12 protein-coding genes and 1 pseudogene are annotated in these 11,274 nt (G+C 60.1%); 9 read left to right on the top strand and 4 right to left on the bottom strand.

All coding sequences use genetic code 11. The features are described from left to right. Positions 1-482 precede the first annotated feature (482 nt). Positions 483-1,475 carry a helix-turn-helix transcriptional regulator gene (locus AX760_RS23875; protein WP_071835513.1) on the bottom strand — a complete coding sequence of 331 codons (993 nt, stop codon included), beginning with the start codon at positions 1,473-1,475 and terminating at the stop codon, positions 483-485. 196 nt (positions 1,476-1,671) lie between these two features. Here AX760_RS23875 and AX760_RS23870 point away from each other — a divergent pair, with 196 nt between their 5' ends. Next, the gene (locus AX760_RS23870; protein WP_071835512.1) at positions 1,672-2,283 is read left to right on the top strand and encodes a hypothetical protein; all 612 of its coding nucleotides are present in this window, start codon (positions 1,672-1,674) and stop codon (positions 2,281-2,283) included. Here the strand turns inward: AX760_RS23870 and AX760_RS23865 are convergent. Then, positions 2,264-3,583 (bottom strand): tyrosine-type recombinase/integrase, encoded by a 1,320-nt coding sequence (locus tag AX760_RS23865; protein WP_071835511.1) that lies wholly within the window; start codon positions 3,581-3,583, stop codon positions 2,264-2,266. The two genes, AX760_RS23870 and AX760_RS23865, sit on opposite strands and share 20 nt — an antisense overlap. 570 nt (positions 3,584-4,153) lie before the next feature. Here AX760_RS23865 and AX760_RS23860 point away from each other — a divergent pair. From AX760_RS23860 to AX760_RS23830, 7 genes and pseudogenes are all read left to right on the top strand, one after another. Further along, on the top strand, positions 4,154-4,411 hold the full coding sequence (locus AX760_RS23860; protein WP_071835510.1) for a helix-turn-helix domain-containing protein: 258 nt from the start codon (positions 4,154-4,156) through the stop codon (positions 4,409-4,411). Next, positions 4,408-4,674, top strand: coding sequence for a hypothetical protein (locus AX760_RS23855; protein ID WP_071835509.1), 267 nt, complete (start codon positions 4,408-4,410; stop codon positions 4,672-4,674). Before AX760_RS23860 ends, AX760_RS23855 begins: the two co-directional genes overlap by 4 nt. Then, positions 4,671-5,066: a VRR-NUC domain-containing protein gene (locus AX760_RS23850; protein ID WP_071835508.1), complete on the top strand. Its 396-nt coding sequence runs from the start codon at positions 4,671-4,673 to the stop codon at positions 5,064-5,066. The genes AX760_RS23855 and AX760_RS23850 overlap by 4 nt, the downstream gene beginning before the upstream one ends. Further along, positions 5,063-6,088, top strand: coding sequence for a helix-turn-helix domain-containing protein (locus AX760_RS23845; protein ID WP_071835507.1), 1,026 nt, complete (start codon positions 5,063-5,065; stop codon positions 6,086-6,088). The genes AX760_RS23850 and AX760_RS23845 overlap by 4 nt, the downstream gene beginning before the upstream one ends. Before the next feature lie 71 nt (positions 6,089-6,159). Next, positions 6,160-6,552 (top strand): annotated as a pseudogene (locus AX760_RS28245) (DNA cytosine methyltransferase); the annotation flags it as partial. 52 nt (positions 6,553-6,604) lie between these two features. Beyond that, positions 6,605-7,351 (top strand): DNA methyltransferase, encoded by a 747-nt coding sequence (locus tag AX760_RS27840; protein WP_071835506.1) that lies wholly within the window; start codon positions 6,605-6,607, stop codon positions 7,349-7,351. After that, complete coding sequence (locus AX760_RS23830) at positions 7,348-8,034, top strand: hypothetical protein (RefSeq protein WP_071835505.1); 687 nt, start codon at positions 7,348-7,350, stop codon at positions 8,032-8,034. Before AX760_RS27840 ends, AX760_RS23830 begins: the two co-directional genes overlap by 4 nt. Before the next feature lie 222 nt (positions 8,035-8,256). On the opposite strand, the gene AX760_RS23825 is transcribed toward AX760_RS23830, so the two are convergent. Further along, positions 8,257-9,003, bottom strand: a complete 747-nt coding sequence (locus AX760_RS23825) for an RES family NAD+ phosphorylase (protein WP_071835504.1) — start codon at positions 9,001-9,003, stop codon at positions 8,257-8,259. After that, positions 8,984-9,376 (bottom strand): MbcA/ParS/Xre antitoxin family protein, encoded by a 393-nt coding sequence (locus AX760_RS23820; protein WP_071835503.1) that lies wholly within the window; start codon positions 9,374-9,376, stop codon positions 8,984-8,986. The genes AX760_RS23825 and AX760_RS23820 overlap by 20 nt, the downstream gene beginning before the upstream one ends. 416 nt (positions 9,377-9,792) lie before the next feature. Here AX760_RS23820 and AX760_RS23810 point away from each other — a divergent pair, with 416 nt between their 5' ends. Continuing rightward, positions 9,793-11,118, top strand: a complete 1,326-nt coding sequence (locus AX760_RS23810) for an SMODS domain-containing nucleotidyltransferase (protein WP_071835501.1) — start codon at positions 9,793-9,795, stop codon at positions 11,116-11,118. The last annotated feature ends 156 nt before the right edge of the window (positions 11,119-11,274 follow it).

Genomic DNA, 11,274 nt, shown 5'->3' with positions numbered 1-11,274 from the left:
TCCACGGTGTAGATCCCCAAGCCCTCCTGCATTCGTCGCAGAAGAGAAATAGGTGGCCGGATTTTACTCCGCCCGCAGCCGGACTATTCCGCCGCTACCGTGGCCGACTTTTGCACCGCCGCTCTCAATCCGATCGACAATCGCGCCCGGTAGTCCGAAGGGCTCGGTGTTTGCCAGTATGGCTAGGGCATAATGGGTGCCGACTTTGGCTTCGAATTGCGGGCCTGCAGGTCCCGTCGATCTCGGGCTTGAATCAGAAATCTTGCTGCCCTCCCGGAACTCGCCACAACCTTCGCTACTCAAGTGTTATGCCCGACTTCCCAATTGAGCCGCAATAGTCAGCACCCGTAGTTAAAGGAAACCATGATCGCTCATGAATGTCTGCTTCTATGGTTTGTTCAAGCCTTCTTTCAAGCGCAGCGAAGGTCGGCTCTCCGTCCTTCGCGTATGGCTTGCCAATGTCGGGACATCGAAAATGACCATCACGGCAAGACATCAACGACCCCACGTCGCACGCTCTCCAAAATGAGACGCAGTTCTGGCGGATCCAGAACTGCGACCGCCCTGCCCCACGAGACCAGGTGCCAAGCCATCTCCACCCATCCACTTGCGCTGAATTCAACCAGCAGGCTGCCGTCCGGCATGTCCGTCATTATCTGGTTTGGATGGAACCGGAAGTCGCGCGCCACGGGCGCCGCGCTGGGCGCGAAGCGCCAGCGGACGGGACCGTGCTCCGCTTCAGAAAAGAACGACCCAAAAGACTGGGCGCAGTGGGCGTTGATGCAGAAGTCCGGATCGCGCACAAAGCCCTGCCCCGTCACAGCCATATTGCTGATCCGGTCAAACCGATACTGACGAAGTCGCCGCTCCGGCGTCGTATCTCGCGCCACAAGGTAGTGCCGGGTGCCAAGGATGACGCCGTAGGGTTCCACAACCCGCTCGCGGGGTGCGTCATCGCGGGCGCTTCGGTAAGTGATGCGGATCGACATCGGCGCGATGAAAGCCTCGAACAATAGCTTCAGATAATGCGGTGATGCCGGGCTCGCTGGCCCGGGGCGGCACGCGAACCCATTCGCCTCGAGCATGACCTCGGAACTTACTTCGGCCGAACGCGCCTGTGGAGGCAACGCGGACGCCAGGAGCCGGTCGCGCATCTCGGTCAGAGATTTGACCTCGTTCGCAGCCCCGTCCCGCTCGGCCCTGCGGATCGCCAGATCCAGCGCGGCAATTTCACTGTCGCGAAACCCACGGTGGCGGATGTAATCGACCTCGCGCAGGGACCACCAGCGGCGGCGCTCGTCATCCGTGACAACATCAATCCTCGGGAACACGTCCTCGAGCGCACGTGCCATGCGTCGGGCCGTCCGCTCATTGACGGCGAACTCTTCCATGATGTCGCGCAAGGTCACGCCGCGGTAGCGCGCCTTGGCCATTTCGGCCAGCCGGAACAGGTCCTGCGCCTTGGCGAATGACATGGTGAATTTTCTCCCCCTGATTGTGCAAGGGGTAAGCAACTTACCCCATAGGGAGATTAAACATGTCTTACGCCAATGCGAATCAAAAATCACGTTGTTTCAGTGATTTCGCCGATCCGCAAAGACGCCAGAAGCTTAACACCCGCTGCCAGGCTCTGCTCGATCTGGTCGGCGGTCCTTGAAGGAGAATTTGAGTATGGGCCTGCCACAACGTGTCTTTTATCCTGTTCACGAAACCGCTGCACGCTGGGGGTGCACGGTTTCCGATATTGCGGGCTGGGCCGCGATGGGGATGCTTAAGTTCGTCACGGGCATTCCGCCCATCGCATGTGACGACGTGCGCATCGCTGGGCTGGTGCAGATCGAACCCGCAGATATCCTGCCGATGTTCCGGCGTTGTGGGACTGGTCCGCAAGAAGCGCATTTGCGGCGCGTGCGGCAACTCGAAGGGGAAGACTGGCACTATATCACCGCCCCCGAGGAGGGCGTCCTGGTCTCGATCGGCGATCTGATGATCCTCGGCCAGGAAGTGCAGCGTTTTGAGGATACCAACAATCTCTTCGGTCGTGTCGCAGAAGGCGCCGGGCTGAGCGATGATGGGGATTACGACTGGACCGGGATGAATGTCGAGATCACGCGCCGGGTGTTCGAAGAGGGCTTGCCCAAATCCCAAGCTGAATGGATCAGGGAGTTACAGGACTGGTTCGCCGCGCAGTCGGAAACCGGGGAATTTCCAGACGAGCGTTCGATCCGGCGGCGATTGGCCCCGATCCTCAAAGCCGTGAAGTTCAAGAACCCGAAACGGTGAGATGTTTCGCCCCAAAGCGCAGGCCAGTCCGCGATAGCGGGCTGGCCGTTGCAGCGGGCCGATCTGCGTCGTGAACCAGCCGTGGCTTCGGCTTGAAGGCGCTGGCCACGGCATCGACGCCCGCACGCAGCGGCGAATCCATCAAATGTGCATAGCGCTGGGTAGTCTGCATCTGGCTGTGACCCAAAAGCTTACCGATCATCTCGAGCGAGGCGCCACCACTGACCAGCAGCGAGGCGAAGGTGTGGCGCAGGTCGTGGATCCGAACATCTTCGATGCCCACCTCTTTCTGGATGCGCGCCCAAAAGCGGCGCACCTCCAGCAGCGGCTGGCTGGGGACATCGCCGGGAAAGAGCCATGGGGATCCCTTGATCACCGCGAGGCGACGCTGGCGCACGATGGCCGCCGCCTCGTCCGAGATCGGCACGCGGTGGACACGACGCTGCTTGGTGGTCGTGGCGGGCTTGGTCCAGCTCAGATGCTCGAGGTTAAAATCCTCGAACCGCGCTTGTCGGACCTCCCCCACCCGGGCACCGGTCAACATGCAGAGCCGAATGATCCCGGCGGCGCGGTCATCCTCTGCCGCATCCAGCGCCGTCGCCAGGCATGCGATTTCCTCGTGTGAGAGATATCGCTCGCGCGGCGTTTCCATCCGGCGGCGAAACCCCGTCGCGGGGTTGTCGTCACGCCATCCCCATTTGACCGCATAGGCGAACATCTTGCGAACAACCTCGCCGACACGGTTGGCGCGGACAGGTGTGGGCTTGGCACCCTTCAGTTTACGGGCCCGGTTGTTGGGCTTTTGCTTTGACGGTCGTGCGCGTCCCTCGGCGACGTTGTTCAGAAGCAGCTCGACATCGTAGGACGAGATCTCGGTCACCAGCATTGTGCCCCAAGTCGGATCAATGAACTTCTCCATCATCGAGCGCTGATCAGCGGCGTTCAGGGCCGCCAGATGCGGCAGATGCATATCGACATAACGCTTGACCAGATCGCTGACGCGCGGCGCCTCGCGCTTCGCGTCACGGGTCGCCAGCGGGTCGCCGCCCGCATCGATCTCGCGGCGCAGTGCTTTGGCACGCTCCCGTGCGGCCGTCACGCCCCATTCCGGCCAGCGTGCAAAGGTCATGCGGCGCTGCCGCCCGGCGTAGCGATAATCGAGCGTAAAAGCCCGTCCACCGCCGCGGTATATGCACACGGCAAAGCCGCGCACCTCGGTGTCGAAAATCTGATAATCCCGCCCCTCGGCGGGCTCGGCGTCGCGAAGCACCTTCTCGCTCAGCTTCTGTCGGTCAACCATGCAAAAACCTCTCTCCTGGCCCTGTCATGACGCGTAGTTCCGGCCTGATATCAAACTAAGCATGGCGCTGAGGGTGGCAGGGAGGCACGGGGTGGCACGACGGAGACGAACTGCGTGCCACCCCTGTGTTTATTGAGATTCCAGCGTTTTTCCCCACGCTTGGCGCAAGTGAGATTGGGTTGATCGACATGAAGACTGCGCATTCGGTGCCGTCGACGCAGCTGCAAAGGGGCGTCAGGCTGTAAATTCCCAATAAACACTGGGGTGGCACGCTCTTTTGCCGGTTGCCACCCCCAGTTTGCAGCCGAATGCACGCGAATCCCCTGTAAATGCGGGGATTTGCCGCTGTTTGCAGCCGAATGCCGCCGAATGCCAACGAGCGCGGAATTGCCGCAACGCAGCGCGATGGATGACCTTGGCCAGTGCGACCGCCAAAATGTCAATAAAACAAGGGGTGGCACGGGGGGGACGGGTTTCGTGCCACCCCGTGCCTCCCTGCCACCCCGAGACATATGTCTGAGTAGTCACCAGCAAAGACCCGCATCCGGGTCGTAATTCTGGAGACGCGACATGCAGGAACTTATCGGCGCATCCACAGGCAAGCCGATGCCCAGCACCTTGATGAGCGGCTGGATCAGCCGCACGGAACTCGCCCATCAGCTCGGGGTGTCTGAGGACACGTTGCGCCGCTGGGACACGGCACGCTCGGGGCCGCCCTGCATCCGGGCAGGGCGCAAGATCTACTACCGACGCAGCGCTGTGCTGGACTGGCTGGAGGAACAGGAAACCAGCGCCCCGCGTCGCAAGCGTGCGGGAGGCCGCCGATGACCCTGCATGACGCCCGCACATTCAACTTGCCCCGTACAGCTGGAACCTGGCCTGCCCAGCGTTTGGTGGAGGCCCGCGCTGTCATCGCCAATGTCGCCCGTCACTCTGACCACCTCGTCCGCCTCGCCTGCAACGTTCTGGTCACCCACGGCAAAAGCGACACGGAGCGTCGTGACGCCCGGGCGCTCCTGTTCGTGATCGACGCGCGGCGACCCATGCGTCAGCGCCATGTCGAGCGGTCCGAGCGGGAGGCGGGACAATGAAGCGCCGCGGCACACCCGAGGCCGATCTGCAGCGCGCTGTGGTTCAGGCCCTGTACTTTGCCCTGCCCCGCACTGCCATCGTCCATCACTGCGCCAATGAGGTGACCGAGGCTGGCCCCCGCGGCGCAAGACGCCAGGCGATCCTGGTGGGCATGGGCGTCCATTCAGGCTTTGCCGATCTCATCGTGCTCTGCGATAGGCGCGTGCTGTTCCTCGAGCTGAAGTCCCTCAAGGGGCGGCTCAGCCCCGCACAGGAAGTGTTTCGCGATGCCATGCTGGCGCAGGGGTTCGGGTGGACACTGGTGCGCAGCCTCGACGACGCGCTGGGCGCTCTGGCCGACCACGGTTTTACCACGCGCATTGCGCCGCCCACCCGGAGGGCAGCGCCATGAGCCATGAAGCCACCAACTGGGCCATAAAGCAGCGCGGGCTGAAACCCACCACCAAGATCGTGCTTTGGCATCTCTGCGACCGGTTCAACCCAGACTACGGCTGTTTCCCCTCGCAGAACAGGCTTGCGCATGATTGCGAAATCAGCCGCTCGACCCTGAACGATCATATTGGCCAGCTTGAGGCGGCAGGCCTGTTGCGCCGCGTACCGCGCATCGATCCAGTAACCAAGCGCCAGCTGCCAACCCGCTACATCCTGTGCTTCGAGACAGGCTTCACACCGGCTGAAGTGGTTCCGTGTCCGGAAATCGGACACGGGGAGAGCGCCCTCAGGGAAAACCCCGCTGTTGCAGACGGTTGCGGCCCGGATACCCTCCCAGAGCCTGATCCGTGTCCGAATTCAGGACACGGGATCGACGCAGAAGCCGTGTCCGGATTTTGCCCCCAGCCGTGTCCGGAAAATGGCCAAAGCCGTGTCCGAAATCCGGACACTAACCTTGTAAGAGAACCCTTAAGTAAACCTGTAAAGGAGGAGGAGGATGCGCAAGCGCGCGATGCCGATTTTGATCGGTTCTTTGCAGAGCTGCTGACGGCTCTGGGCTTTGCCGCCAATGCCACCCTGCCCGCATGGTGGCAAGGTTGGCCAGCCAGAACGCATGTTCGCCGCTGGATCGATGACCTCGGCCTGTCACAGAAGCGGATCATCGAGACTGCCACCGAGACCAGATCAGATCATCCCAGTCCGCCCGATGGGCCCAAAGCCCTCGACCGGTTCATGGAACGGACAGCCCAGCGCGATGCGCAGGCGACCATTGCGAACGCCAAGAGCCAAAAGTCCAAGCGGCGGCGCAATCGCGTGGATCCTCCCCGGCTCAGCGCCGACGAGAAGGCGGCGTTCTACGCAAAGATGGTTAACGCTGATGGCTTCCTGCCCGTCAGCGCGATCAACAACAGCATCCGCGACCTGATGCTGGTGCGGGGCCTCGTCACACCCGAACGCCTCAGAATGCGGGGGGTGCGGTGAATGGCTTGGTATCACGTCCCCGACACGGACTGTCCCTCTGCTCAGGCGGCGGAGGCTTGGATCTGGGCCTCATGCTGGCCGAACCCGGCTATCACACACGCGCCTTTGTCGAATGGGAGGACTGGCCCAGAACTGTGCTCATCGCCGCCCAGCGCGCCGGATATTTCGCCCCAGCACCGATCTGGGAGGATCTGCGCAGCTTCGATGCAGGGCCCTTCCGCGGTGCATTCGACACGATCCTCGCCGGATATCCCTGCCAGCCCTTTAGCGCGGCCGGAAAGCGCGGCGGGGTCGATGACCCCCGGCACCTCTGGCCCGAGGTCGCCCGCGTCATCCGGGAATGCCGTCCCGAATGGGTCTTCCTCGAAAACGTTGCCGGGCACGTCAGCCTCGGCCTTGAGACCGTCCTGCGAGAGCTTTGGGACATGGGCTATATGCCTGCGGCGGGCCTGTTCAGCGCGGCAGAAGTCGGCGCGCCGCACCAGCGGCTCCGCATCTTCATCCTGGCCTACACCGATGAGCCTGCATCCCGGCACCGCCAGCTACAACCCGGCTGGGAACAGCGACTTCACCCGCAAGGCGGAAGCACTGGCGCTGGGCATCCGCAACTGGTCGACACCGAAGGCCACGGATGGCGCGAAGGGCGGGCCTGGCCAGAGCTATGGCTCGGGCGGGACACCACCCCTGCCAGCGCAAGCGGCACAATGGCAGACGCCCGTGGCGGACGACCAGATGGACCGGCTGCACGGCAAGATCAACAGCCGGGGCGAACCCAAGCTGTCGGCGCAGGCGATCCAGTGGCCAACACCGGCGGCGCAGAACTGGAAGGGATCGAGCGAAGCCAGCATCATCCGCGCCGATGGCAAAAGCCGGATGGATATCCTGCATTACCGGGCGGAACAGGGCTTCACCCACCCGGACCCGGTGATCATGGCGCATGGGCGGCGGTCCTCGCCGCACACCCCGATCTCGCGCCTGCTGTGGGCTTCAATGATTGCCTCGCATGGGCGCGTCGTCTCGCGGCGGATCCTGAAAGCGCGGGCACGGCGGCGGCTCAATCCGATCTTCGTCGGCTGGCTGATGGGCTGGCCCATCGGGCACGCGCTCTGCGCCTGCTCGGCAATGGAGTTCACCCACTGGCAGCAGCACATGCGTGGCGCGCTCTCGCAGCAGCCCATGGCCTCGGGCCCGTGGATTTGGCGGCCGACAGACGGGCCGGAGGGCCCAGCCCAGATGAACCTATTTGAGGGATTGCGGCCATGAGCATGCAGGGACGGATTGGCCGCAACGGCGGCACGAAGGTGAAACGCGCGCTGGGCGTGCAGGCAGCGCTGGAATGGGCGTTTCGGGTGGAAAAAGCGCAACTGGAACTGCCCCCACCAAAGGATGTGACCGAGGAAGGCTATGGATTTGGTCTCGAATATATCCTGCTGCAACGCGCAGCGCTGGGCTGCAAAGTGGACGGTGGTCAGCACAAAATGGGCAGTTACACACATGCGGATGCCGAGGTGATCGCCGCCACCGTCGCGGGGATGCCTGACAGCCTCGGCGGCATTCGGATGACGATCAGCGTGGCTGAAATGGCGCGCGCGGGAATCACGCCAAACTGGATGCCTAGCGTCGTGCCACGCTGCGTGCCGGTTGATATGAAGCGCAACCGCCATGGCGATCGTGCCGTCAGCGTCGTCGTCGGCACCGAAAGAGTACTGGTCAGCGGCAAATGGCGTACAATCGAAGTGCGGGCCTGTCCCGTCACCTGGCGGCCGCATCCGGAACAGATCGCCTTCGCTCGGCGCGGCTATGAGGATTGGTGGAAGGCGTTGGATTGGGTGCGAGAGGGGTTGGTTGCGGGTGGGATGTTGCGTGACGTCGAGATGTCAGGGGTAATGCCAAAGTTGACGCCGTGGATCAACCGACATGGCAAGCAGAGCCCGCAGAAGAGTTAAATGGGCTCCGAGCTGGACTGAAAGTCCATGACCGAGAACGCTTTCGGCAGAAAACGATCATTCGCTGTGGGTGCAAACCGATCTTCACGAGGAAGCAAAAGCAGCCAAGGTGCTCATTACACCTGAAGCCGTCGGCCCAGCTGCTCTTGTGCCGCAAAGGTCAGACCGCGCCACGCAACGATTCTGCTAACAATTGGTCGCCTTAAGTGTTGAGGAAGGCACTTAAGCCGCCAGAATATCTATGTCCCCACTGAGATCACGGGGATCGATCAGGTTGTCTTCATCGTCGCCAGATTTATTGAAGGCATAGAGAGACGACACCCGATGACCGTCCCAAGCATACCTGAAGTGCTCTCCTTGAATCGCACGATCGAGCACGTTGCCGTCCAATACGCAAATTCGGGTACCGATCGGTCGCTCAATCGACCGGAACAGCACGCCAGCGAGTCCGTCTTTCTTCGCACGAGCCATAAGCTCGACCCCAAGCCTGCGCCGTTCTTCGAGAGGAGTTGTAGCGGGCAAAGATTGAGCGTCTAGGAACGTACCGCACACATTTCTGCTCAACATTCTCATGTCCAAACCGATAGGGGCTTCGGAAGTTCGTTGAAGAAATCGCTCTCTTTTTGCGACAGAGACTGCCAGAGCGGTCTGCTTGTCTCGCGACATTTCCAGACAGCGCAGGAATCGATCAAAGAACCAGCTGCCTTCTGGGTTCGAATACGCGAAGGGCGCATGATTCCAATTCTGAAAACGAGGGGAAGTCTCGTTGACCGCGACGTCTGCTTGCCCCAAGATTCGCTGCTTCTCTTTCAGCCGTGGATTATGAAGTTCGGCGATGACTGCGATGTCATCGTCATAGCCCCCCGCGATTCGCCGGTAGAGTGGCACAGGCGGGAACCGTGATGGGATCAACACGAAGAAGACGTCGTCGATCTCTTTGATCCTAAGTTCATCCACCACGTTGTGCATCAAGGTATTCTCGCACTTTATAAATGTCGACCACCTGACCGTCGAGCATCACCTCGCGCGCGCTGCGATCACCAAAAAACGCATTCGGTCGTTTGACCCACGCATCGGCAGCTTCTGGGTCGGGAAGAACGATCTGCAGCGATTTGTAAATGCCCAGCAGATGAGAAATGCGTTCAATCGTATCGTGTGGGAGATTGCCGCCGGACTTCTTCCATTTGAAGAATGTGGAGCGCCCTGGTGAACCAAGAAGCGTGATTTGTTCGTCGGTTGAGAGATCCCAGTCCTCAGCTAGCCTTGAAAATGCATCCATAACTGCTGGAATCCTAATCGTTCCCGCGCCGTTTTCGGGCGCAGAACTTGGATGTAGTTGCATTGATCCTCCTGTAGTCCACATTTGGACTTGACGCATTATAGAGTCTCCATCTACACAGTCTAGATGCGTACTCAGATTTACTTTTAGTCCAAAATTTCCAGAACGCAATGAAAAGGATCAGATCGATGGCAGGGAAAAGCAAAGGCGGGGGAATCTACCGAAGTGCGAAGTCAGGCCTCTACGTAACGACAGCGCATGGGAAGTCCCACCCGAGGACGACCCTCAAGGAAGCGCAGGGAAAGAGCGGATCGACCGGCGGGAGCCATCGTAGCGCTATCAGTGGTTGGTTCGTTACTGCGAAGCATGGCAAGGCAAATCCGAACACTACCGTCCGGGAAAAGTAGTTTGGCGATTATTTAGAAAATAGAATGAATCGATCTTAGGCCCAATGGGGGTCGACGGCAGAGTGAGGCGATATGGGTATTGCGAACGACTTCAAGACTTTCCTCGACAGCATTAAGATCGACAACGCGGACACAATTGCCTTGCGGTACGGGGAAGTTACCGCAGCCTTGAACAAGGAATTCCGCGACACAGAGTCGAAGTCCGCGAACAGCCTTCAAGTCGGCTCATACGGTCGGTGGACTGCGATCAAGGGAATCTCCGACCTAGACATGATTTACACCATTCCCGCGGCGAAGTGGGATACCTACAAGAATGGAGGGCAATACTCGCTCCTGCGTGACGCTAAAGATGCGATCAAAAGGCGATACCCCTCTACAACCGTCAAAGTAGATCGTCTCGTTATCAGCGTGCTTTACAAGGACTTCCACATCGAAGTGATGCCCGCCTTCAAGCTGACCGATGGGAGCTTCAAATATCCCGATACGGCAAGCGGCGGATCGTGGAAAATCAGCAAGCCGCAGGCTGAACTCGATGAAATGAGAGAAGCCAACGCGCGAAAGAACCGAAACCTCCGTCGCTTGTGCAAGATGGCACGAGCTTGGAAGAACAAGCATGGTGTCGCCATGGGTGGCCTTCTGATCGACACGCTGGCGTACAACTTTCTCGAGTCAACTGATGAGTACGACATGAGGAGTCACTACTATTACGACTACATGTGCCGTGATTTTTTCAAGTTCTTGGCAGACCAACCGAAGCAATCTGAGTATGCTGCTCTTGGCAGCCGGCAACGGGTAAGCGTCAAGAAACGGTTCGAGCGAAAGGCAAAGAATGCGTACGACTTGTGCCTCAAGGCGATTGAGGCAAGCGGTCAGACGAATGAACGCCAGAAGTGGCGCGATGTGTTCGGGAATGCCTATCCAGCACCGGCAAAGAGCGCGGCGGGCGAAACTGCTGCTTTCGATCATGTGTTCCGGAATACTGAAGAATTTATTGAAGACAATTTCCCCGTAGATGTCCGTTACCACCTGCGCATCAACTGTGAGGTGACGCAGGACGGCTTCCGTCCGGGGATGCTCCGCAGTCTACTGGAAGGCCATGGTATCCTTCTGCCGAAAAAGAGCCTCCGTTTTTTCATCGCAGATGCAGCAGATGTGCCTGATGGCGTTGAGCTGTATTGGAAGGTCTTAAATTGTGGTGATGAAGCTGAGCGTCGCGATATGATCCGCGGCCAGATCGTACGGGATCACGGCCGAGGAGAATGCAAGGAGACGACAAACTTCAGAGGGAACCATCTCGTGGAATGTTACGCCGTTCAGCGAGGAGTGGTTGTGGCAAGAGACATCATTCGCGTTCCCATCGATGCGCGAAGCGTGGAGGACACAGAAGATGCTGCCTGACTACGACATGGCCCTCGAGGATCAGGTGAGGGTGAGAGCGGCGGTGCAAAAGTCGGCCACGGTAGCGGCGGAATAGTCCGGCTGCGGGCGGAGTAAAATCCGGCCACCTATTTCTCTTCTGCGACGAATGCAGGAGGGCTTGGGGATCTACACCGT

The organism is Pararhizobium antarcticum, from assembly GCF_001885585.1.
Classification (GTDB): domain Bacteria; phylum Pseudomonadota; class Alphaproteobacteria; order Rhizobiales; family Rhizobiaceae; genus Pararhizobium; species Pararhizobium antarcticum.
The sequence above is the reverse complement of the archived record's forward strand: the minus strand, read 5'-3'. Positions and strand labels throughout refer to the sequence as shown.